The organism is Mesorhizobium sp. CA10, from assembly GCF_020165285.1.
Lineage (GTDB): Bacteria > Pseudomonadota > Alphaproteobacteria > Rhizobiales > Rhizobiaceae > Mesorhizobium.
Map to the genome: position 1 here is coordinate 40,992 of NZ_JAIUHV010000018.1, position 20,528 is coordinate 61,519.

25 protein-coding genes are annotated in these 20,528 nt (G+C 62.1%); 8 read left to right on the forward strand and 17 right to left on the reverse strand.

The features are described 5' to 3' along the window. Window positions 1-7 precede the first annotated feature (7 nt). The 3 genes from LB535_RS26920 (at window position 8) to LB535_RS26930 (ending at window position 1,864) form a co-directional block, all read left to right on the forward strand. Complete coding sequence (locus LB535_RS26920; RefSeq protein ID WP_224634329.1) at window positions 8-619, forward strand: glutathione S-transferase; 612 nt, start codon at window positions 8-10, stop codon at window positions 617-619. 10 nt (window positions 620-629) lie between these two features. After that, entirely contained in the window at window positions 630-1,265 is a 636-nt protein-coding gene (locus tag LB535_RS26925) for a uracil-DNA glycosylase family protein (RefSeq protein WP_224634330.1), read from the forward strand. 107 nt (window positions 1,266-1,372) lie between these two features. Further along, window positions 1,373-1,864 (forward strand): Lrp/AsnC family transcriptional regulator, encoded by a 492-nt coding sequence (locus LB535_RS26930; protein ID WP_006205209.1) that lies wholly within the window; start codon window positions 1,373-1,375, stop codon window positions 1,862-1,864. Window positions 1,865-1,885: 21 nt separating this feature from the next. On the opposite strand, the gene LB535_RS26935 is transcribed toward LB535_RS26930, so the two are convergent. From LB535_RS26935 to moaA, 13 genes are all read right to left on the reverse strand, one after another. Further along, the gene (locus tag LB535_RS26935) at window positions 1,886-2,458 is read right to left on the reverse strand and encodes a DUF3299 domain-containing protein (protein ID WP_224532262.1); all 573 of its coding nucleotides are present in this window, start codon (window positions 2,456-2,458) and stop codon (window positions 1,886-1,888) included. Between the two features lie 64 nt (window positions 2,459-2,522). Continuing rightward, window positions 2,523-3,101 (reverse strand): GNAT family N-acetyltransferase, encoded by a 579-nt coding sequence (locus LB535_RS26940; RefSeq protein WP_140843284.1) that lies wholly within the window; start codon window positions 3,099-3,101, stop codon window positions 2,523-2,525. Beyond that, window positions 3,061-3,765 carry a DNA alkylation repair protein gene (locus tag LB535_RS26945; protein ID WP_140843286.1) on the reverse strand — a complete coding sequence of 235 codons (705 nt, stop codon included), beginning with the start codon at window positions 3,763-3,765 and terminating at the stop codon, window positions 3,061-3,063. The genes LB535_RS26940 and LB535_RS26945 overlap by 41 nt, the downstream gene beginning before the upstream one ends. 6 nt (window positions 3,766-3,771) lie before the next feature. Next, window positions 3,772-4,641 (reverse strand): NAD(P)-dependent oxidoreductase, encoded by an 870-nt coding sequence (locus LB535_RS26950; RefSeq protein WP_224634331.1) that lies wholly within the window; start codon window positions 4,639-4,641, stop codon window positions 3,772-3,774. Between the two features lie 113 nt (window positions 4,642-4,754). After that, the gene (locus LB535_RS26955) at window positions 4,755-5,579 is read right to left on the reverse strand and encodes an ABC transporter permease (RefSeq protein ID WP_140843290.1); all 825 of its coding nucleotides are present in this window, start codon (window positions 5,577-5,579) and stop codon (window positions 4,755-4,757) included. Then, window positions 5,576-6,292 (reverse strand): ABC transporter permease, encoded by a 717-nt coding sequence (locus tag LB535_RS26960; protein ID WP_140843292.1) that lies wholly within the window; start codon window positions 6,290-6,292, stop codon window positions 5,576-5,578. The genes LB535_RS26955 and LB535_RS26960 overlap by 4 nt, the downstream gene beginning before the upstream one ends. Window positions 6,293-6,370: 78 nt before the next feature. Next, complete coding sequence (locus LB535_RS26965) at window positions 6,371-7,156, reverse strand: ABC transporter substrate-binding protein (RefSeq protein ID WP_095765397.1); 786 nt, start codon at window positions 7,154-7,156, stop codon at window positions 6,371-6,373. Between the two features lie 152 nt (window positions 7,157-7,308). Then, window positions 7,309-7,824 (reverse strand): molybdopterin-guanine dinucleotide biosynthesis protein B, encoded by a 516-nt coding sequence (gene mobB / locus LB535_RS26970; RefSeq protein WP_140843294.1) that lies wholly within the window; start codon window positions 7,822-7,824, stop codon window positions 7,309-7,311. Continuing rightward, window positions 7,821-8,453 (reverse strand): molybdenum cofactor guanylyltransferase MobA, encoded by a 633-nt coding sequence (gene mobA, locus LB535_RS26975; protein WP_140843296.1) that lies wholly within the window; start codon window positions 8,451-8,453, stop codon window positions 7,821-7,823. Before mobA ends, mobB begins: the two co-directional genes overlap by 4 nt. Window positions 8,454-8,458: 5 nt before the next feature. Then, the gene (locus tag LB535_RS26980) at window positions 8,459-9,379 is read right to left on the reverse strand and encodes a DMT family transporter (protein WP_140843298.1); all 921 of its coding nucleotides are present in this window, start codon (window positions 9,377-9,379) and stop codon (window positions 8,459-8,461) included. A 122-nt stretch (window positions 9,380-9,501) separates the two neighbouring features. Next, window positions 9,502-9,858, reverse strand: coding sequence for a hypothetical protein (locus tag LB535_RS26985; RefSeq protein ID WP_140628062.1), 357 nt, complete (start codon window positions 9,856-9,858; stop codon window positions 9,502-9,504). A gap of 113 nt (window positions 9,859-9,971) precedes the next feature. Beyond that, window positions 9,972-10,463, reverse strand: coding sequence for a hypothetical protein (locus LB535_RS26990; protein WP_224634332.1), 492 nt, complete (start codon window positions 10,461-10,463; stop codon window positions 9,972-9,974). Between the two features lie 54 nt (window positions 10,464-10,517). Beyond that, a complete protein-coding gene (gene moaA / locus LB535_RS26995) occupies window positions 10,518-11,513 on the reverse strand; it encodes a GTP 3',8-cyclase MoaA (protein WP_224634333.1) in 996 nt (331 codons plus the stop codon). A gap of 376 nt (window positions 11,514-11,889) precedes the next feature. Between moaA and LB535_RS27000 the strand changes: the two genes are divergently transcribed. Both LB535_RS27000 and LB535_RS27005 read left to right on the forward strand, forming a co-directional pair. Continuing rightward, window positions 11,890-12,243: a gamma-butyrobetaine hydroxylase-like domain-containing protein gene (locus LB535_RS27000; RefSeq protein ID WP_224634334.1), complete on the forward strand. Its 354-nt coding sequence runs from the start codon at window positions 11,890-11,892 to the stop codon at window positions 12,241-12,243. An 86-nt stretch (window positions 12,244-12,329) separates the two neighbouring features. After that, the gene (locus LB535_RS27005; RefSeq protein ID WP_224634335.1) at window positions 12,330-12,941 is read left to right on the forward strand and encodes a pyridoxamine 5'-phosphate oxidase family protein; all 612 of its coding nucleotides are present in this window, start codon (window positions 12,330-12,332) and stop codon (window positions 12,939-12,941) included. 168 nt (window positions 12,942-13,109) lie between these two features. Here LB535_RS27005 and LB535_RS27010 read toward each other — a convergent pair whose 3' ends face one another. Further along, window positions 13,110-13,562: a MarR family winged helix-turn-helix transcriptional regulator gene (locus LB535_RS27010; protein WP_095765406.1), complete on the reverse strand. Its 453-nt coding sequence runs from the start codon at window positions 13,560-13,562 to the stop codon at window positions 13,110-13,112. Between the two features lie 47 nt (window positions 13,563-13,609). On the opposite strand from LB535_RS27010, the gene LB535_RS27015 reads away from it, so the two are divergent. Further along, on the forward strand, window positions 13,610-14,518 hold the full coding sequence (locus LB535_RS27015; protein ID WP_224634336.1) for an alpha/beta hydrolase: 909 nt from the start codon (window positions 13,610-13,612) through the stop codon (window positions 14,516-14,518). Between the two features lie 7 nt (window positions 14,519-14,525). Here LB535_RS27015 and LB535_RS27020 read toward each other — a convergent pair whose 3' ends face one another. Beyond that, complete coding sequence (locus LB535_RS27020) at window positions 14,526-14,927, reverse strand: rhodanese-like domain-containing protein (protein WP_224634337.1); 402 nt, start codon at window positions 14,925-14,927, stop codon at window positions 14,526-14,528. Between the two features lie 401 nt (window positions 14,928-15,328). Here LB535_RS27020 and LB535_RS27025 point away from each other — a divergent pair, with 401 nt between their 5' ends. Beyond that, the gene (locus LB535_RS27025) at window positions 15,329-17,209 is read left to right on the forward strand and encodes a murein L,D-transpeptidase (protein ID WP_224634338.1); all 1,881 of its coding nucleotides are present in this window, start codon (window positions 15,329-15,331) and stop codon (window positions 17,207-17,209) included. A 64-nt stretch (window positions 17,210-17,273) separates the two neighbouring features. Here the strand turns inward: LB535_RS27025 and LB535_RS27030 are convergent, their stop codons facing one another. After that, window positions 17,274-17,753 (reverse strand): hypothetical protein, encoded by a 480-nt coding sequence (locus LB535_RS27030; RefSeq protein ID WP_411909013.1) that lies wholly within the window; start codon window positions 17,751-17,753, stop codon window positions 17,274-17,276. Between the two features lie 285 nt (window positions 17,754-18,038). Next, on the reverse strand, window positions 18,039-18,296 hold the full coding sequence (locus tag LB535_RS27035) for a PepSY domain-containing protein (protein WP_224532248.1): 258 nt from the start codon (window positions 18,294-18,296) through the stop codon (window positions 18,039-18,041). Between the two features lie 401 nt (window positions 18,297-18,697). Here LB535_RS27035 and LB535_RS27040 point away from each other — a divergent pair, with 401 nt between their 5' ends. Continuing rightward, window positions 18,698-20,479, forward strand: coding sequence for an adenylate/guanylate cyclase domain-containing protein (locus LB535_RS27040; protein ID WP_224634339.1), 1,782 nt, complete (start codon window positions 18,698-18,700; stop codon window positions 20,477-20,479). The last annotated feature ends 49 nt before the right edge of the window (window positions 20,480-20,528 follow it).

Sequence of the window (20,528 nt, forward strand, 5' to 3'; positions counted from 1 at the left end):
GGATGGAATGAAGCTGTTCGATGGCGGCCGCGCCCCCAATCCCCGGCGCGTGCGCGTCTTCCTCGCCGAGAAGGGGCTGACGGTGCCGCTCGTGCCTGTCGACATGGGCGCGCTGGAGCATCGCGGCGAGCAGGTGGCTAAGCGCAATCCGCTGCGGCGCCTGCCGGTGCTTGAGCTCGACGACGGCACCATCATCACCGAATCGATCGCCATTTGCCGCTATTTCGAGGAATTGCATCCCGAGCCCGCTTTGTTCGGCACGGGCGCGCTCGGCAAGGCCGTGGTCGAGATGTGGCAACGACGCTTGGAATTGAACCTGATGAGCAGCGTCGCCGCCGCTTTCCGGCACATCCATCCGGCGATGAAGGAATGGGAAGTGCCGCAAATTCCGGAATGGGGTGAGGCCAACAAGCCGAAGGCGATCGAATTCCTGCACCTGCTCGACAATGAACTGGCGAAGCGCGAATTCGCCGCCGGCGATGCCTATTCGGTCGCCGACATCACCGGCATGATCGCCATCGACTTCATGAAACCAGCGCGTATCAAGGTGCCGGAGGAATGCACGAACGTGCTGCGCTGGTACGCGGCACTTGCAAGCCGGCCGAGCGCGACGGCCTGAGCGACAGAAATTGGATAATCCGCCCGATACAAGACAAGCGCTGCAGCGCCTCACCGAAAGGGTGCGGGCCTGCCGTATCTGCGTCGACCAGCCGCTTGGCCGGCCTTTGCCGCATGCGCCGCGGCCGGTGCTGCAGCCGTCCTCCACAGCGCGGGTCCTGCTTGCCGGCCAGGCGCCGGGGACAAAAGTGCATGCGTCGGGCATGCCCTTCACCGATGCCTCGGGAGACCGGCTGCGAAACTGGCTCGGTGTCAGCAGCGATGAGTTCTACGACGCTGAAAAATTCGCCATCGTGCCGATGGGCTTTTGTTTTCCTGGACAGGACGCCAAGGGCAGCGACCTGCCGCCGCGTCGCGAATGCGCGCCGGCCTGGCGCTCGGACCTGATGGCGCTGATGCCGCAGATCGACCTGGTGCTGACCATCGGCGGCTATGCGCAGGCATGGCATATGGGCACGGCACGGCTGCCGTCGCTGACCGAGACGGTCAGGAACTGGCGCGCCATATGGGATGGACCGGCCATGCCGAAAGTGCTGCCGCTGCCGCATCCGTCCTGGCGAAACACCGGCTGGCTGAAGAAGAATCCCTGGTTTGAAATGGATTTGCTGCCCTTTCTCAGGTCGGAAATCCGCTATCGTATTGATTAGCCATTCTGCAAGAAATCACTCGCATTTACCGCCATCGGCAGAATTTCTTTCTTGTGAAAGGCTCCGGTAAAAGGGATTATAGCCAAACTATTCCCCTGGAGCCTCCCATGGATCGCCTCGATAGAAAAATTCTCCGCCTCTTGCAGGAGGACGCGACGCTCGCGGTCGCCGATGTCGCCAAGAAAGTCGGCTTGTCGACCACGCCATGCTGGCGGCGCATCCAGAAGCTCGAGGAGGAGGGCGTCATCAAGCGGCGCGTCGCCATCCTCGACCATGAGAAGGTCAATGTGCGCGTCACCGTCTTCGTGTCGATCCGCACCAACTCGCACAGCCATGAATGGCTGCGGCGCTTCTCCGAGGTCATCCAGGAATTCCCGGAAGTGGTCGAGTTCTACCGCATGAGCGGCGACGTCGATTACTTGCTGCGCGTGGTGGTGCCCGACATCGCCGCTTACGATGCCTTCTACAAGCGGCTGATTGCCAAGATCGAGATCCGTGACGTCTCGTCGTCCTTCGCCATGGAGCAGATCAAGTACACGACGGAAATTCCGCTCGATTACATGGTGCTGGACAAGGAATCGGGCGCGAACGCGGCGTGACGCTGGTTGCGCCGATCGGCCCTAATTCTTCTTTTTGTTCAGAAAATTCCACGGCGAGTTGACCGGCAGGGTGACCGTGTCCGGCACGCTGTCGACGCTCGCCACCTCGGCCTTTCGCACCGTGTAGCCCGACTGGACCATCGAGACGCCGTCGAGGATGAACAACTGGCTTTTCTCCATGCCGGGCTTCAGCACGCCGGTGACTGCGACCGGCTCGTAGGCCTCTTTCATCTTGTAGGGATGCGCCGGCGTCACCAGCACGATCTGATTGGGCGGCGGCGTCGGCATGTGGCTGCAGGCGCCCGTCCACGGCACCAGCAAGAACTGGTAGACGAGGTCGCCGTCACGATCGACCGGCAATGCATATCCGGCTAATTGTATCGTCTTGTCCTGCAGATTGAGCGACAAGGTCTCGCCATGGTCAGGCAGTTTTGCCGCGATCATCGGCAGGTTCGCGTCTTCGGCTATCGCTTGCGTCGCGGGGCGCAGATCCTTCCAGACAATATGCGCGACATCAGCCGCGGCATCGGCTCCAGTGGCTGCGAGGAGGAGCGCAGCCGCCAGCGCCGCGCATGACTTGAAACGCTTGCTCATGATCGCTCCATCCTCCGCCAGTCCATTTGCTGAATCGAGTAAAAGCGTCGTGACCGGTCCGGGCTCACCGACCCAGCCGCATTACATGCCGTCGCGTACCGGCGGTGCCGGTCTCATGGAAGCCCCTTGTAGTAAACATGTCGCGAAATCCCATGAAGCGGTAGCTCGGGGCGGCCTCGTCGACGGGATAGGCCTCGATTGTATGTGCGCCTTTGCTGAAGGCATGGTCGATCGCAGCGTCAAGCAAAGCGGAGGCCAGCCCGCCGCCGCGCAGGGCCCTGGGCACATAGAAGCAGACGATCGACCAGATGCCGGTTTCGGTGTCGTCCTGCTGCTTTGAAAGTTTCCGGTAGGTCTCGCGTGGCGCGACCGAGCACCAGCCGACCGGCCTGCCGTCCATCTCGGCGATGATGCCGACCGGGGTGCCTTTGTCGATGAGCGCCATCATCATGCGCTTCTTCTCATCGTTCTGAATGTGTTCGCGGGTGGAATGGCGCCAGGCCATGCACCAGCAATATTTCGGTGCGCCGGGCTGCTCGAACAGGTTTTCGAAGTCGGCAAGTGTCTCTGGCGTCACCCCGACGAACCGAATCCCGGCAAGGTCATGCTTTTGCGGCTGCGAGCCTTTCGAGCTGTCTGGCATCCGTCAGTTCCTTCACCGCATCCTTGCCGATCCAGCGCGCCGTCTTGTCCGGCGATGCCGCTAATCTTTCCGCCAGCGCAAGGGCAGGGGCGTGCAGGCTCATCGACCGTTTGCCGATTTGCCGCAGCGCCCAATTGACCGCCTTGCGGACGAAATTGCGCGGATCGCCGGCATGCTTCTCGATCAGTGGCAGATAGGCCAGGAAGGTCGCGTCCGGCTCTTTTTTGAGATGCACCGCGCTCCAGGCCAACATGGCAAAGGCGGTGCGGCGAACGAATTCGCGTTCGTCTCCAGCGAACTCGTCGATCAATTCGCGCCAGAACGGTGTTTCGGCAAACAGGTCCGCAACGGTGTCGACGATCTCCCAGCTGTCGAAATCCGCGGCCCAGCGCCGGCATTGATCGATATCGACCTTCTTCGGCTCGCCGGTGAAGGCGGCCATCAGCCGCGCTTCGCGGATGCCGCTGTTCCAGAGCTGCAGCGACCGCTCGTGGTTCCTCTTCAGCTTGCGCGCCAGCAGCCGCAATTGTGAATTGCCGACGCCGAGCGCGCTGGCGGTGTTGATGCCGAAGCGCGCCATGCCCGCCCGATTGTCCTCGGTGCCGACCGAACGCAAATGAGCGACGATGTCGTCGGCGCTCCAGCTCGGATCGGGCAGAGGCATCGTCGCCTATCTTTCCAGGCGCGCCAGCAGCGATGACGTGTCCCAGCGCTTGCCACCCATGTCCTGCACATCCTTGTAGAACTGGTCGACCAGGGCGGTCACCGGCAGCTTGGCGCCGTTGCGGTTGGCCTCCGCCAGGCAGATGCCGAGATCCTTGCGCATCCAGTCGACGGCGAAGCCGAAATCATATTTGCCGGCATTCATCGTCTTGTGGCGGTTGTCCATCTGCCAGGAGCCGGCCGCCCCCTTGGAGATCACCTCAACGGCCTTTTCGATGTCGAGGCCAGCCTTCTTGCCGAAATGGATGCCCTCAGCCAGACCCTGGACGAGGCCCGCGATGCAGATCTGGTTGATCATCTTGGTCAGCTGGCCTGCGCCAGCCGATCCCATCAGGCCGACCATGCGGGCGTAGGCGTCAATGACGGGCCTGGCCTTGTCGAAGGCAGCCTCGTCGCCGCCGACCATGACGGTCAGCACGCCGTTCTCGGCGCCGGCCTGGCCGCCTGACACCGGCGCGTCGAGGAAGGAGAAGCCCGCCTTGCGCGCGGCGTCGTCAAGCTCGCGCGCGACCTCGGCAGACGCGGTGGTGTTGTCGATGAAGACCGCGCCCTTCTTCATCGCGGCAAAGGCGCCGTTGGCACCTGTGGTGACCGAGCGTAGATCATCATCATTGCCGACGCAGGAGAAGACGAAGTCCTTGCCCGCAGCTGCATCGGCCGGCGTCAGCGCCAGTTTGCCGCCATGCTGGGCAACCCACTGCTCGGCCCTTGCCTTGGTGCGGTTGTAGACGGTGACGTCATGGCCGCCTTTGTTCCTGAGGTGCCCGGCCATCGGATAGCCCATGACGCCAAGACCGAGAAATGCAACCGATGCCATAGACCTGCCTTCCAACAAAACACAGTTTCCAGTGGCGGAAGGTCTAGGCCATGCGAAAAATTCGTCAAGGCACGCAGCGCTGCATCGACTGGTGCAGGCGGCCGGGCCGCAATCTATCGATGCAGATGGACGGTGATGCGGCGCTCGATCCATTCGACGCCGTGGCGCAGGATCTCGACCATCACCAGATAGACGATCGCCACCCAGATATAGGCCTGGATGTCGAAGGATTTCGCGTAGGCGAGCTTGGCGTTGCCCATCAGGTCGTAGACGGTGATGATGGCGACGATCGCGGAGGCCTTGATCATCAGGATGAGCTCGTTGCCATAGGGCCTGAGCGCGACAATGATCGCCTGGGGCATGATCACCTTGCGCAGCGTCTGCAATCTGTGCAGTCCGAGTGAGGCCGCACCTTCCCATTGGCCGCGCGCCACGCTTTCGATGGCGCCGCGCAGGATCTCGGCCTGATAGGCGGCGGTGTTGAGCGAGAAGGCAAAGACGCCGCAATAGAAGGCCTCGCGGAAGAACCACCACAGCCCGACCGTCTCAAGCTCAGGCCGGAACGAGCCGATGCCGTAATAGACCAGGTAGGTCTGCACGAGCAGCGGCGTGCCGCGGAAGAAGTAGACGTAGCAATAGGCAAGCGCGGACAAGATCGGGTTCTTCGACATGCGGCCATAGGCGACCGGCAGCGACAGGAGCGCGCCAACGACCATCGAAATGCTCACCAGCGATAGGGTGGTCCCCAGGCCCTGAAGATAGGCGGGAGCATATCTGGCGAAGAATTCGGCGTTCCAGGCATAGACCAGATAGGCGACGATGCCGGCGCCGAACAGCACCCAGATGCCGACCAGCGCGTAGCCGAGGATGCGGACCCGCGGCCAGCCGCGCGCTGGCGGCGGCGGCTTGTCGATGGCGATAGCCTGGCTGACGCTCATCGCGCTTCCCTCCGTCCGAGATAGCGCAGGATATAGCTCGTGGCGATCGACGACAGGACGGCCAGCGCCAGGAAGATCAGCGCCGCGACGCTGTAAAAGAGGAAGGAATGCTTGGTGACGCGCGCCGCCACGCCGGACTGGCGCAGGGTCTCCGCGAGATTGACGACCGAAACCAGCGAGGTGTCCTTGAGCAGGCTCAGCCAACAATTTTCGAGACCCGGAAAAGCGATGCGTATCAGCTGCGGCAGGATCACCAGCCGCATTGTCTGCCATTTCGACAGGCCAATGGCGTAGCCACCCTCATATTGGCCTTTCGGAATGGCGCGGAACGCGGAGAGGAAGACCTCGCTGGCGTAAGAGGAGAAGATCAGCGCCAGCACGATCATGCCAGCGATGAAGCTGTTGACGTCGATAGTTGCGTCCGGATTGAACAGCCGGACGAGATATTGCAGCAGAAGCGGCATGCCGAAGAAGAACAGGAACAGCGTCACCAGTTCCGGCAGGCCGCGAAAGACCGTGGTGTAGATGTTGCCGGCAAGGCGCAGCGACGGCTCTTCATGCTGCTTGGCAAAGGCGACGAAAAAGCCGATCACTAGGCCGATCGGCAGTGTGGCGAGCGCCAGCGCGATGGTGACCAGAACGCCAGAGGCAATGTCGTCACTCCAGCCCTCCGGTCCCCAGCTGAGAAGTGTCCAAATGCTTTGGGCCGGCATTGACGGGTCGTGTCTCCGTGGCGATCCCGGAAGGATTTAAGGGCGGCGAGGGATGCCTCACCGCCCTTGGCTTATCGATCAGGACTCGGCGCCATAGACGTCGAACTTGAAGTATTTGTCGTTGATTTCCTTGTACTTTCCGTTCTTTCGGATGGTGTCGATCGCTTCATTCAGCTTGTTGACCAGATCGGTCTCGCCCTTGCGCACGGCGATGCCGGCGCCCGGTCCGAAGATTTCGACCGGCTGCGGCGAGGGCTGGCCGAGGATCTTGCAGCAGGCGCCGTCCGGCGAATCCAGCCACTGCTGCAACACAACGATGTCATCCTCGATCGCATCGAGACGGCCATTGGCGAGGTCAGCCTGTTCCTCGGGGCTGCTCGGATAGCCCTTGATGGTGCTGTCCGTGTAGGTCTTCGAAGCATAGTTGTAATGCGTGGTGGTGGTGGCGACGCCGATGGTCTTGCCGGCGAGGTCTTCCTTGGTCACGCCTTTGAGTGGTGAATCCTTCGGCACGGCGATGGCCGAGGGGGTGTTGTAGTATTTGTGGGTGAAGTCGACCTTTTCCTGGCGCTCGGGCGTGATCGACATCGAGGCGACGATGGCGTCGAACTTGCCGGCCTGAAGCGCGGGGATGATGCCGTCCCAATCCTGCGCGACGAAGGTGCACTTCACCTTCATCTCGTCGCAGAGCGCCTTGGCGATATCGATGTCGAAGCCGACCAGCTGGCCGTCCGAGGTCAGGTTGTTGAAGGGCGGGTATGCGCCTTCGGTGCCGATCCTGAGGGTCTTTTCCTGAGCCTGGGCGACGCCGAGTGTCAGCAGCGCGGCCGAAGCGGCGAGCGCGATACGCAGTGCAATACGCATGATAATCCTCTCATATTGTCATGGCCGCTGTCCCGTGCGGCTCTTGTGGTCGGTCGTTTCCCGACCGCCCGCTGGGCCGGATACTCCCACTCTTTGCGAGAAAAAAGCAACTGCAAATCAACGGCAAACGACAATCAGGACGTGCCGCTGCGTTACTTGGTCTGAGCCACGAGACCTGTGCTGCGCTCGATGAAGTCGGCTATCGATTTCGTGTCGTCGAGGTCGAAAACCGGCAGGTCTTCGCCTTCGACCGTGAAGTCGGCGGCGACCGCGACAATGTTGGGATCGTTGGCCGAAAGCGGCGTCCGATCCTTGGCTTCAAGCCGCCTTGCCTCGATCTTCTTATGCGCCTCGCGCTTGTAGCCTTCGACCAGAACGATGTCCGCGGGCGACAGCCGCGCCAGGATTTCGTCCAGCGTCGGCTCGTTTTCCTCGCGCAATTCGTGCATCAGAGCCCAACGCCGGCCGGAGACGATGGCGACTTCCGTCGCGCCCGCCTGGCGGTGGCGGAAGGAGTCGGCGCCCGGCTTGTCGATGTCGAAGGCATGGTGCGCGTGCTTCACCGTCGACACCGTCCAGCCGCGCGCCACCAGCTCTGTGACCAGCTTTTCCGTCAGGGTCGTCTTGCCGGAGTTCTTCCAGCCGGTGATGCCGAATACGCGTCTCATGGCCCGAGGCTTTGCAACAGACGCTCCGCCGCCGCAAGGTCGTCCGGTGTGTTGATGTTGAAGAACGGATCGATCTTTTGGCCGCGAGCCTCGATCATGGGGAACTCAACCTCGACATGGCCGTGCCGCTCCATAAACGCGGAAACCCGTCGGTTGTCCTCGTCGACCAGGAAATGACGCAAGGCGTCGCGCTGGCCGAGCGGCCAGAGCGCGAAGGTCGGGTGCCATCTGCCGTCCGAACTGGCGACGGCGATCGTGCCGGGCCGATCGGGCGCTGCCAGCACCAGGCGCTCGACGAGGTTGTCGGGAAAGAACGGCGTGTCACCGGCGGCGCTCACCAGCCACCGGCAGTTTGTTTGCGTTGCCGCCCATTCGAGGCCGGTGAGAATGCCTGCGAGCGGGCCGGCATGGCCCGGCATCGTATCTTGGATCACCGGCAGGCCCATGCCGGCAAATCGCGCCGGATCGCCGTTCGCGTTGAGCCCCAGTGTGGCGACCTGCGGCCTCAGTCGCGTGGCGACATGGTCGATCAGCCTGGCTTTGCCCAATGAAAGGAGCGGCTTGTCGCCGCCGCCCATCCGGCGCGACTGGCCTCCGGCCAGAATGATCCCCGCAACACTTCGGTCCATTGCGCCTATATGCCGTCCGGTGCCATGTCGGGTCCAGTGCTTTCGGCGGCAGGTTGCTGTCGGCCGACGACGCGCTCGCGGTAGAGCGCATAGAGGCCCGAGCCGATGATGATGGCGGCGCCGACGGTCATCGGCGCATCCGGGATATCGCCGAAAATGACGAGGCCGAGCAGGATCGACCACAATAGCGCGGTGTAGCGGAACGGGGCGATGAAGGAGATGTCGCCCGAGCGCATCGCCATGATGATGAACTGATAGCCGATCAGCACCAGCACCGCCGCCAAGGCCAGCAGTGTGGTCGCCCGGCCGCTCATCGGCGTCCAGCCGCCCATCGGCGACAAAAGCAGCGCGCCCAGCACCGTCATGGCAAGCGCGGTCGCCGTCGACACCAGCATGGTCGGGATCGCTTCGGGGATCCGCTTGGTGGCGAGATCGCGCACCGCGCAGCAGGCGACGCTGGTCAATGCCAGCAGCGAGTAGACGCTGAAGCCCTCGAAGCCCGGCCGCACGATGATCAGCACGCCGGTGAAGCCGATGGCAATGGCAAGCCAGCGCCGCCAGCCGACGCCTTCGCCGAAGAACAGCGCCGCGCCCATGGTCACCGCCAGCGGCAGCGCCTGCAGCACGGCCGAGACGTTGGCGATCGGCAAATGCGCAAGCGCGATCAGAAACGATACCGTGGCGCCGGCTTCGCCCGCGACGCGCGTCGCCACCATCGGCTGCAGCATGGCCGCCGGATTGGCAAGCGCGCCGCGCCGCCAGGCGAGCAGGCCGACGAACAAGGACGCGAAGGCGCCCCGCACCAGCATGACCTGCGCCATGTTCATCGATTCCGACGAGAATTTGGTGATCGCGTCGTTCAAGGTGAAGCCGACCATGGCCACGATCATGAACAGCGCGCCGCGCAGATTTGGCGAGAGAGGCAAGGGCGTTTCCGGACTATTTTAATTCAGCCGTCTAGCAGGCAGCCGGAAAACAGCAACGGCAAAGAAATGGGCCACGAATTTCTGCGTGGCCCATGAGATCGATTTGCCGAGCTTTGGAAGGCTTACTTCGGCGTCAGCACCTCGGTGCCGTTGCCGTTCTGGCCGGCGATGGTCCACAGCCCGTGCAGGGAGCCGTCCTTCTCGATCTTGTAGACGACGAGACCGATCTCCTTGCCCATCGCGTAGCCGGCGGAAAATGCATTGTCGTTACGCATGCAGATGCCGTCCGAGGTCGAGCCGCCGGTTTCCCAGTGGATGGTGCAGGTCGTGTCGCTGGTCAGCGTGATGGTTGCCTCGCCGTCATATTTCGAGCCGTCGAAATTGGTGCCGGCGACGGTGTAGGTGCCGCCGATCGACTGAGCCGCGGCCGATACGGAAGCAACCCCAAGCATTGCTAGTGAAAGCATGAATGTGCGCATGTGCACTCCCCCTAGAGCGATAATCGCGCGCGAAGGCTAGGCTGGAAAAGGCCGGCGGTAAATCGGCCGGAAGGCGACGCCAGCGCTTTATTTTCAGTGCGGCCAGGCTGACCTCAAGGGCCGCGCAGGGTCTTGGCGATGGAGCCGGCCAAAGGGTCGTATTTTGCCTTGAGCGCGGCAGGGTATTCGATCCAGACGGTGCGAATGACGTCGTCCTTTCCGAACAGGCGCCGTTCGTAAAAAATGTTGCCGTCCTTGGTGCCGGAGAGCACCGCCCAGTTCTTGCCGGTCTTGCTGTAGGTGATCTTGTAACCCGGTTCGGTGCTGGCTTTCTCCTGGACGACGAAACCTTGCGGCGTGTCGTTGTCGATGTTGTAGATGCCGGAACAGGTCAGGCTGGCGCCGTCGGCGCTAAGCCATTGCTGTCCGTCGCCATTTTCCGGCTCGGGCATCGGCTTGTTGAAGATGTCATCGGGAAAAGTGCAGGACTGGCCGAACCGCGCATTCACGTAGGTGAAGGGCTTGGCCATCGCGGCCGACATGATTGTCGACAGCGACAAGATCGCCGCTACCGACGACCAACCGATGCGCTGCGGACGTTGCATGATCCCCCTTTGGTCGATGACCGAAGGTGATCCTGCACCAAATCGCAGAAAAAATCAGCCGCCGGTGACGCTCATATGCCGAGATACCGATGGGCGGCTGGTGCGGCGGTCGATGACGAAATCATGGCCCTTGGGCTTGCGGCCGATGGCTTCGTCGATCGCCTCGCCGAGCAGCTCGTTGCCTTCGGTGGCGCGCAACGGCGCCCTAAGGTCGGCGGCGTCCTCCTGGCCAAGGCACATATAGAGCGTGCCGGTGCAGGTCAGCCGCACGCGGTTGCAGCTTTCGCAGAAATTATGCGTCATCGGCGTGATGAAGCCGAGGCGGCCGCCGGTCTCCGCGACATGGACATAGCGGGCAGGGCCGCCGGTCTTGTAAGGAATATCGGAGAGCGTGAACTGTCGCTCCAGCGCGGCGCGCAACAGCGACAGCGGCAGATACTGGTCGGTGCGGTCGGCCTCGATCTCGCCCATCGGCATCGTCTCGATGAGGGTGAGATCCATGCCACGGCCATGCGCCCAGCGCATCAGCTCGGGGATTTCGGCATCGTTGAAGTCCCGCAGTGCAACCGCATTGAGCTTGATCTTCAACCCGGCCTTCTGCGCGGCATCAATGCCCTCCATCACCTTGCCGAGATTGCCCCAGCGGGTGATCTGGTGGAATTTCTCGGCATCGAGCGTGTCGAGCGAGACGTTGATGCGCTTGACGCCGCAATCGGCGAGCTCGGCGGCGAAGCGCGACAGCTGCGAGCCGTTGGTGGTCAGCGTCAGCTCTTCCAGGGCGCCGCTCTCCAGATGCCGCGACAGCTGGCGCACCAGATGCATGATGTTCTTGCGAACCAGCGGCTCGCCGCCGGTCAGCCGCAGCTTCCTAACGCCCTTTTCGATGAAAACGGTGCAGAGCCGGTCAAGCTCCTCGAGCGACAACAGATCCTTCTTGGGCAAGAAGGTCATGTCCTCGGCCATGCAATAGGTACAGCGAAAATCGCAGCGGTCGGTGACCGACACGCGCAGATAGCTGATGGTGCGACCGAAGGGGTCGATCATGTCCATTTGCAAACGTTTCCCATGGCCTGAGCGGCACCGTTATATACAGCTATGTGATACGATCCAATGCCGCATTCAAGATAGACGGTCTTGATCTTTGGTAACATTCCCCGGCCGACATCGCGTGTCGGCTGGCTGAAAGTCTTGGTCGGATGCATGTCGTTTGTCCCAGAACCGCTGCCCACTTCCGGGCGACATGCATTGGCACCGGTCTTTCCGGATCGCGCGAAGCGGCGTAGGGAAGGGCGCAACCCAGAGCATGATGCCGAAAAGTGTGAAGCGGTTTTTCGGACGACATCATGCTCTATCTCTTTGACTTAGAGACGGATTCAGATTTCAGGTCGAACAGACCTGAAATCATCCGGCTCCAGACAGGACAGTCATGACCGCGCCAAAGGAACTCAGGGTCTCGAAGGACCGCAAGCTGCTGACGGTGACCTTCCCGGGCCATCAACCGTTCGAATTGCCGGCGGAGTTTTTGCGCGTGGCTTCGCCGTCGGCGGAAGTGCAGGGGCATTCGCCGGAGCAGCGCGTGACGGTCCCCGGCAAGCGCAATATAGCGATTCTCAAGATCGAGCCGGTCGGCAATTATGCGGTGCGCATCACCTTCGACGATTTCCACGACACCGGCATCTTCACCTGGAACTATCTGCATACGCTTGGCCACGAAAAGGACGAGCGCTGGAACGCCTATCTTACCGAGTTGGCCGAGAAGGGGCTGAGCCGGGATCGCTAGCCCTGCGCGTGGCAATCCAAGGTCGGCTGTCGTCAAGACGTCATGGACATGGAGTAGCGCCGGCAAAAGGTCAGGAGGCGAAAAAGGTGTCGCGCATCACATCCGTCGAACAGCTCGAGGTCCTCTACGGCCTGCCGGGCGAGGCTTCGGTCGTCAAAGAACTCGACCATGTGATTCCCGAATATGCCGCCTTCATCGAGGCCTCGCCCTTCGTGGCGCTGGCGACGAGCGGGCCCGAGGGCCTCGACTGCTCCCCGCGCGGCGATCTCGCCGGCTTCGTGCGCATTGTCGACGACAAGACTCTGATGATGCCCGACAGGCGCGGCAACAATCGCGCCGATTCGCTGAAGAACATCATTCGCGATCCGCGCGTCGGCCTGCTCTTTCTGGTGCCGGGCTCGGGCACCACGCTGCGCGTCAACGGCCGCGCTCACATCACGACCGATGCCGGGCTTTGCGCGTCCTTCACGGTCGACGGCAAGCCGGCCCGCTCGGTCACTGTCATCGATGTCGATACGGTCTATTTCCAATGCGCCCGCGCTATCGTCCGCTCGGAACTGTGGAACCCGGCCAGGCATATCGACCCGAAGTCGCTGCCGACACCCGGCCAGATTCTCGAGATCACCAGCCGCAAGAACATCGACGGCCAGAAGTACGACGAGGAATGGCCGGAAAGAACGAAGAAGACGATGTGGTGACAGGTGCGCCGATATTTCGGTGAGGCCGGCCTGCAAATGGCGGGTCCCTGCGCTTCCGGTGCTCACGTACTTTAGGTACGCTCCGCTCCGGTTCTCGGAATCCCGCCATTTTCGATTCGGCCTGACCGAAATCTCAGCACACCTGAGGTAGTCGCATCAAACCCGCGCTCAGGCTTCCTTCAGCACGTCGGCGATCTTGCGCATTTGCTCGCCGATCATGTCGCACTGCTCCGGCGTCGACTGGCTCATCGCCTTCTCGATCAGCGCCATATGAACCTTCAGGGCCTTCATCAGCAGAGCCTCGCCCGCCTCGGTGAGGTTCAGCCGCAGCACCCGCTTGTCCTTCTCGTCGCCTTCGCGACGCAGCAACCCGCGGGCCTCGAGCTGCGGCAACAGCATGGTGATGTTGGAGCGGCCGACGAGCAGCTTGCGGGCAAGGTCGTGCTGCGACATGCCGGGGTGGCGGTAGAGGTTCATCAGCACGTCGAGCTGCGCCGGCTTAAGGTCGAGCGGGCCGAGCTTAACCGCCAGCGTGCGCTCCAGCACATGACAGGCGCGCGCCACCGCAACCCAGTTGCGAAAGCGAGGGTTGTCCCAGGGTAGCTCTTGCTTAATGTTCATCTTTGAACTATTATGTTCATGCTTGAACGAATGGATGGACTGCCAATATGGCATCATTTGGAATGAAGGTCATCCGGGGCGTTTTCGGCGCGGCCGAGCATGTTGCGCCGCGTCTTAGCGGCCGCGCCGCCTTCGAATTGTTTTGCCGCACACCAAACGTCAAGACCTTGAGCGACGGCGAACGCCGAGCCGTCGAGCGTGCCTCAGCCTTCATGGCCGAGGCGCGCCATCACAGGCTGAAAACCAGGACCGATTGCGTCGCAGTGCATGAATTCCGGCCGGAGCCGGGCAGGGAGTCGCGCGGCACGGTGCTCGTCATTCATGGTTGGCGCTCGCGTACCGAATATATGCGCGCCCTTATCGAAGGGTTTCGCGGCGCCGGCTACAAGGTTGTTTCGCTCGACCTGCCTGGGCATGGCCATTCGCTCGGCCGCCATCTCAACATGGTGACTGCCGTGGACGCGGCGCGGGTCGCCGGCGAATGGTTCGGCCCCTTTGCCGCCGTCGTCGGCCATTCCTTCGGCGGCGCGATTGCCGTCAATGCCGTTGCCGCATCGGTCAAGGGCATGCCGCCGCTTGCGGCGCAAAAGCTGGTGCTGATTGCGGCGCCGAGCTCGCTGCCTGCAATCTTCGACGACTTCAGCGATATGATGAATGTCGGGCCGCGCTCGCGCGTCGCCATGGCGGACAGGGTGAGATACCTTTCGGGGCGTCCGCTCAGCGAATTCACCGGCGACCGCCAGCTTGCGGAGGCGTCGGTGCCGACGCTGATCATCCACGCGCCGGACGATCGCGAAGTCCATGCCGATCATGCGAAGCGTTATGCGGGCGCCGGCGAGCATGTCCACCTGCATTGGGCCGATGGGCTTGGCCACCGGCGTATCCTCACCGACAGGGACGTCGTCGCGCGCGCGGTCGGCTTTGTGACTGGGCAGCGGGAAACGGCCCTGCACTAATCGCCTATCAGTCCGCCTTCTTTTTCTGCCCCGCCTCTTCGGGCAGGCCCGCTGCTTTCCAGGCGGTATAGCCGCCGAGGATATGCTTGACCGGCGTCAGGCCCATGTCCTGCGCCGTCTTCGTGGCAAGCGCCGAGCGCCAGCCTCCGGCGCAGAAGAAGACGAAGGTCTTGCCGCTGGCGAAGAACGGCTTGTGATACGGGCTTTCGGGATCGATCCAGAATTCCAGCATGCCTCGCGTTACATGCTTGGCGCCGGGGATCTTGCCGTCACGTTCGACCTCGCGCGGGTCGCGCAGATCGACGAAGATCGTGTCCTCATCCTCCAGCAGCCCCGCTGCCTCCTCAGGCGACACGACCTCGATCTCGGCATTCGCCTCGTCGAGAAGCTGGCGATATCCCTTCTTCACTGCACATCCTCCAGGCCGTGGCTCGAGGCCGCCGGAATTTCGATCACAAAGACCGTGGTTTGTCACGCCTTGGCCGTGCCGCACAGGGCGGCCGTCGAATCCGCCGGTGATTCCTGCTTGACGACAGTCCACTCGAAACGCTGCCCGTGTACCTATGTGACTTTCTCGCCTATCGGCAACGCCACGCCTGATTGTCCCGGGTGTCGGAACACTTGGAACGGCCAGCTCGTTTTAGGTCTCACAAGGATGTGAAACCGTTCTGCAACACGGCCGCGAAAATTAATGGAAGCTTAACGAAATCAGTATGAATCGGTACAGTCACGTCATACATCCGCCTTGCGGAGGGCGGGACCGTCCAGCGGCGTGGAACGGGAACCGGTTTCAACCGGTGCGGGTGAAGCATGAAAATCCTCGGAAACAAAAAAGCCGCCCTGCCGATCGCGGTCGCGGCGACTCTTGCCCTCGGGCAGCAGTCGGCAAGCGCGCAAGGGCTGTTCGACATGCTGTTCGGCGGCGGCATCCGGCACAGCCCGCAAGGCGAGTTTCCGCCGCCGCCAAAGCCGCGCAAGATGCGGCCGGCCGGAGAGGATGGTGGCGGCGTCAGGATCAGCAGCCCCACCTATAACACCTACAGGGCCGACAAGCTTGTGCGGGTCGATTTCAAATCGCTGCTGCCGGCACCGCAGGCCGCGACCCCTCAGGACGCCGCCTTTGTCCCGTCGGTGACGAGCAATAGCTTCCGTGATGCCGTCGCAGGCTTGAGCGACTACGAGTTGTTTGCCGAGCCGAATATCGCCAAGGCGCTGATCGCCTATTATTCGGCCAATCCTGATTTCATCTGGGTGAGCGACAATACCCCCAACAGCCGGGCGCAGGATGCAGTGCGCGTCCTGGGGGAGGCGGCGAGTTATGGCCTGACGCCGGCCGACTATTCCGTTGATGTCCCGGCAGCCGCCAATTCCGCCGCCACACCGGAAGAGCGGACCAAGGAACTGGTCCGCTTCGAGATGGCGCTGTCGGCGCGCGTGCTGCGCTATGCCCATGATGCCCAGAGCGGTCGCGTCGATCCCAACCGGATGACCGGCTATTACGATTTCCCGGCCAAGCCGCTCGATCTCGAAGGCGTGCTGAAGACGCTGGCGCATACCCAGGAGGTCCGCACCTATCTCGAATCGCGCCATCCGCAGAATGCCGAATACCAGGCGCTGCGCGTCGAGCTGGAAGCGCTCGAGGCGAGCGAGGAAAACGAGATCGTCGTCGATCCCAAGCTCCTGCTCAAACCCGGCGAAAGCAGCCCGGAATTGCCAAAGTTGCTGACGCTTATTTCCGGTAATCTCGATGACGAGATGGGCGGCAGCTATGGCGAAGTGCTCGCGAGGCTCGGCAAGAGCGAGCTCTACGATCCCGAGCTGGTGCCGGTGATCAAGGCGGTGCAGCAGCGCGCCGGCATGAAGGGCGACGGTGTCATCGGCCCGCGCACGGTGGCTTCATTGGCCGGCGCCTCAAAGGCGGACAAGGTCGAGAAGGTCAAGGTCGCGCTCGAGGAACTGCGCTGGATGCCGTCTGATCTCGGCAGCCCGCGCGTCTTCATCAACCAGCCCGCCTTCACCGCCAGCTATATCGACAATGGCGAGGAGAAGCTGAAGACCCGCGCGGTCATCGGCCGGGTCACCAACCAGACCGCCTTCTTCTATAACCAGATCAAGCAGGTCGACTTCCATCCTTATTGGGGCGTGCCGCAGTCGATCATCGTCAACGAGATGCTGCCAAGACTGCGCGGCGATCCGGGCTATCTCGACCGCGCCGGCTATGAGGTGACGGATTCGCGCGGCAAGCGCATCCCGTCGGCGGCGGTCGATTGGGGTGCCTATGGCGCCAACATTCCGTTCAGCGTGCGTCAGCAGCCGAGCGAGGCCAATGCGCTGGGCGAGTTGAAGATCCTCTTCCCCAACAAGCATGCCATCTACATGCACGACACGCCGCAGAAGTCGTTCTTCGAGCGCGACATGCGCGCGCTCAGCCATGGCTGCGTGCGGCTACAGGATCCGCGCGGCATGGCCGCCGCCGTGCTGGGCACCACGGTCGACGATATCGCCGAGAAGCTGAAGCACGGGCATTCGACCGAGAATGTCACGCGCGTCATTCCGGTCTATGTCGCCTATTTCACCGCATGGCCGGACATGTCCGGCAAGGTCGAGTATTTCGACGACGTCTATGGCCGCGATTCCAAGCTGATGCAGGCGCTCGACGCGACCGAAGCGGTGCGCACGCCGTCAAGCTGAGCGCTTTTTACTCCAAGCAATTCCGGACGGAAGGTTACGGCGAAGCCGCCGAGCCCTGACCGCTTCACACTTTTCCTGGAATTGCTTTGATCAACGACCGGCGCAAGCCAGCGTTGCGCCCGGCAATCAGCCAATAGATCAGGCCGGCCACGAGGCCGCCGCCGGCGATGATGCCCATGTCCGCCCAGCGTTCCGGATCATTGGCGGCGTCCGGCCAGATCAGCATGAAACCGGCTGCCGCGGCAGCGGCGCCGAACAGCATATGCAGCCAGAAGCTTCGCAGCGAAAAGAACTCTGCGATCATTGCAAAGACCAGCGTCTGCATAGCCGTCAGGAGGATCGTCAGAAAGTAGATGAACATGCCGAGCGGCGGCACCACCAGCGCGGCGACCGGCGTGAACGCCATAAGCTCGAAGTAACCCGGAGCATTGGGCAGCGAACTCAATATCGCGTAGATCACCACCACGGCTATCAACCCGACAAGCACCGCGACCAGATAGCCGACAAGCACCATCAGGATGCGCTTCAGGACGTAGCCAATCATTGCCATGCACCCCCGTGCCCGCAATCATGGCGGGCAGTCAGCCACCAAAGCTGTGACGATGCAAGGGGTCCATCGCGCCGGAACGCGGCACAGGAGCGTTCAGGCGCTAGGTCAGGATGACGTTTCGTTGAATCGCCATCCGATCTAACTCTTGTTGGAGACGATCTTCTCTGAAAACCGGTTCCCACTTGTCGGGATAACGCTCCAACGCGCAGATGCCGGGGATCGGGCAGGGGTCCATTTGCCCCTAGTAGGTCTGGCGGAATGGCCGCAGGCGGACGCGGCCTATTTGGGTTCGCCGGTCACGGGATCGTAGGTGATTTGGACCTTGGCCTTGTCCGTCGTGTAGTAAGTGATGGTGTAGCCGTCGCTATCCCATTCGACCTCCTTCACATAGCGGAAGTCTGTGCGGTGCTCGACCTTGGCGACGATCTCCGAGAGCTTCTTGGCATTTTGCGACGGCAGTGGCTGGTCGTCCGCCGCAAAGGCTTGTCCACTGATAAGCAGGAAAGCGATACCGGTTGCTGAAACAACAGTGCGCATGAGAGCCCTCAAATCTCGTCGGCGTCAGTGCCGTCAGAAACTCGCGCGCAGGCAGGTTGGTTCCGCAGCGCCGCAATAACCGACTTTTACGGCGCATGCCTCGATGCGGCCGCAGGAGCCGGTCAATATTGCCTGGCGGAGAAAATGTAAGAACTTCAATTGGTAAGGTTCCACTTTGGATGTGTCTCCTGAGTAATGACCACTAACCATGCGCCGGAGGGTGAATTCGCCATATTAGCTGTTCGTGGTAGAGCTTTCGGCAAGACCCTGATAGAATTCTGGTCATAAGAGGGTGGCAACAGTGCGCCGGGCCTGTCGAGGATTTCCGTCGGCAGCCGGCGAGGCGTTTCTTTGAGCGCAGGTCGCCCGTTCTGGACTGCAGCGGGACTGGGGGCTCAATCATGGCTGAACGGAACTATACCCGTCAGCTTGCGACAATCATTTCAATCGACGCCGTAGGATTCTCGAGGCTTATGGGCATCGACGACGAGTTGGCTGTTGCCGCCTTCGAGGAAAGGCGCGACATCATCGCCGACAGTTGCGGAGCATTTGGCGGGCGCACGTTCGGCGATGCCGGCGACAGCATCATGGCCGAATTCGGCAATCCAATCGAAGCCTTGCGGGCAGCCTTCGATTTCCAGGCCCGGATCGTGGCGCTGAATGCCGCTGTCGCCGAGGACATGCGCATGCCTTTTCGCGCCGGGATCAACACCGGCGACGTCATCGTCCGGGAGGGCCGTCTATATGGCGACGACGTCAATATCGCGGCCAGGCTGCAGGAATTCGCGCCGCATGACGGCGTCGCCATCTCGGCGACGACGTGGCATCACGTGAAGGACAAGACGGCGGCCGTCTTCACCGATCTCGGCGAGTTCAGCCTGAAGAACATCGCCCTGCCGGTGCGGGTCCTGATCGCCGGTCGCGGCGGCAACGGCCCTGCCGCGACGGCTTCCTTCGCTTCCATTCCCGCCACGCCCGGTCATTCCAGGCCGATCGCCAAGGGCCCCCCGGCAATCGCCGTGCTGCCGTTCCAGGGCAACGGAAGCGAACCCGATGTCGGCTACATGGCCGACGGTATCGCCGAGGACATCATCTACGGTCTTTCCAACACGCGCTGGCTTTCGGTCATCGCCAAGGGCTCGAGTTTCCAGTTTCGCGACGACAGCCTCGGCACAAGGCTCATCGGCAACGCGCTGGGTGCCCGCTACATCGTCAGCGGCACGTTGGCGCGCTCCAACAGGCAGATCCGCCTCAATACGTCGCTCACCGATACCTCGAACGGGCGCTTGGTCTGGTCGCAACGTTTCGACCGCGATCTCGTCGATATCTTCAGCCTGCGCGACCAGATCGGCAGCGAGATCGTTTCCATACTCGACAAGGAGGTCGACCGCGCCGAACAGGCACGCACGTTCCAGGTGCCGTGGGAAAGCCTCGAGACCTGGCAATTGGTCAGGCGCGGCCGCTGGCACATGAACAGGCGGACACGTCGCGATACCGAAATCGCGCTCGACTTCTTCGACAAGGCCTACCAGGAAGATCCGAATTCGAGCGCCGTGCTCAACGAGCTCGCATGGTGGTATTTCTGGAGGGCATGGCTGCGCTTCGGCGACAGCGACGATCTGGAGAAAGTCGAGACGCTTGCGCGCAAGGCGCTGCTGATGGACAGCCTCGATGCGCGTCCGCATGCCTATCTCGGCGCAGCCGACATCATGCGCGGCCAGCCGGCATTGGCGGCCGAGCATCTTGCCGAAGCGATCCACATCAATCCGAGCTTTGCCTTCGCCCGCTCGGCCATGGGCAGCGCACACCTTTTGCTTGGCGATGCGACCAGCGCGATCCCCTTCTTCCTCGACACTGACCGATTGAGCCCGTTCGACCTCTATCGCTTCCACAATCTGGGGGAACTGGCCGCGGCCTATTGCTTCGTCGAGGACTGGCAGGCTGCGATCGCCACCGCCGAGCGCTCGCTCAACCTGTCGCCAGGCTACTTCTACGCAAGATTCCTGAAGATAGGCGCCCTGATGAGAAGCGGTCGGCGCGACGAGGCGGCGCATGAACTCGCGATTTTCATGACCAGGCACCCCGATTTTTCCGAGCAGAGGATACGCTGGATACCTTTCGTGGACCCGGCCAAGAACAATTTCCTGATCGGCAATTTCGATCGGGCCAAGTCTGCCGCATGATCGCCGGGACCGACAACAAATGACTGTGAACGAATTCACATACGCCGGA

Excerpts from the sequence above, each read along its gene's own strand:
- LB535_RS26920 (WP_224634329.1), top strand. The coding sequence starts at position 8 with ATGAAGCTGTTCGATGGCGGCCGCGCCCCCAATCCCCGGCGCGTGCGC.
- LB535_RS26930 (WP_006205209.1), top strand. The coding sequence starts at position 1,373 with ATGGATCGCCTCGATAGAAAAATTCTCCGCCTCTTGCAGGAGGACGCG.
- LB535_RS26935 (WP_224532262.1), bottom strand. The coding sequence starts at position 2,458 with ATGAGCAAGCGTTTCAAGTCATGCGCGGCGCTGGCGGCTGCGCTCCTC.
- LB535_RS26940 (WP_140843284.1), bottom strand. The coding sequence starts at position 3,101 with ATGCCAGACAGCTCGAAAGGCTCGCAGCCGCAAAAGCATGACCTTGCC.
- LB535_RS26945 (WP_140843286.1), bottom strand. The coding sequence starts at position 3,765 with ATGCCTCTGCCCGATCCGAGCTGGAGCGCCGACGACATCGTCGCTCAT.
- LB535_RS26950 (WP_224634331.1), bottom strand. The coding sequence starts at position 4,641 with ATGGCATCGGTTGCATTTCTCGGTCTTGGCGTCATGGGCTATCCGATG.
- LB535_RS26955 (WP_140843290.1), bottom strand. The coding sequence starts at position 5,579 with ATGAGCGTCAGCCAGGCTATCGCCATCGACAAGCCGCCGCCGCCAGCG.
- LB535_RS26960 (WP_140843292.1), bottom strand. The coding sequence starts at position 6,292 with ATGCCGGCCCAAAGCATTTGGACACTTCTCAGCTGGGGACCGGAGGGC.
- LB535_RS26965 (WP_095765397.1), bottom strand. The coding sequence starts at position 7,156 with ATGCGTATTGCACTGCGTATCGCGCTCGCCGCTTCGGCCGCGCTGCTG.
- mobB (WP_140843294.1), bottom strand. The coding sequence starts at position 7,824 with ATGAGACGCGTATTCGGCATCACCGGCTGGAAGAACTCCGGCAAGACG.
- mobA (WP_140843296.1), bottom strand. The coding sequence starts at position 8,453 with ATGGACCGAAGTGTTGCGGGGATCATTCTGGCCGGAGGCCAGTCGCGC.
- LB535_RS26985 (WP_140628062.1), bottom strand. The coding sequence starts at position 9,858 with ATGCGCACATTCATGCTTTCACTAGCAATGCTTGGGGTTGCTTCCGTA.
- LB535_RS26990 (WP_224634332.1), bottom strand. The coding sequence starts at position 10,463 with ATGCAACGTCCGCAGCGCATCGGTTGGTCGTCGGTAGCGGCGATCTTG.
- moaA (WP_224634333.1), bottom strand. The coding sequence starts at position 11,513 with ATGGACATGATCGACCCCTTCGGTCGCACCATCAGCTATCTGCGCGTG.
- LB535_RS27000 (WP_224634334.1), top strand. The coding sequence starts at position 11,890 with ATGACCGCGCCAAAGGAACTCAGGGTCTCGAAGGACCGCAAGCTGCTG.
- LB535_RS27010 (WP_095765406.1), bottom strand. The coding sequence starts at position 13,562 with ATGAACATTAAGCAAGAGCTACCCTGGGACAACCCTCGCTTTCGCAAC.
- LB535_RS27015 (WP_224634336.1), top strand. The coding sequence starts at position 13,610 with ATGGCATCATTTGGAATGAAGGTCATCCGGGGCGTTTTCGGCGCGGCC.
- LB535_RS27025 (WP_224634338.1), top strand. The coding sequence starts at position 15,329 with ATGAAAATCCTCGGAAACAAAAAAGCCGCCCTGCCGATCGCGGTCGCG.
- LB535_RS27030 (WP_411909013.1), bottom strand. The coding sequence starts at position 17,753 with ATGATTGGCTACGTCCTGAAGCGCATCCTGATGGTGCTTGTCGGCTAT.
- LB535_RS27035 (WP_224532248.1), bottom strand. The coding sequence starts at position 18,296 with ATGCGCACTGTTGTTTCAGCAACCGGTATCGCTTTCCTGCTTATCAGT.
- LB535_RS27040 (WP_224634339.1), top strand. The coding sequence starts at position 18,698 with ATGGCTGAACGGAACTATACCCGTCAGCTTGCGACAATCATTTCAATC.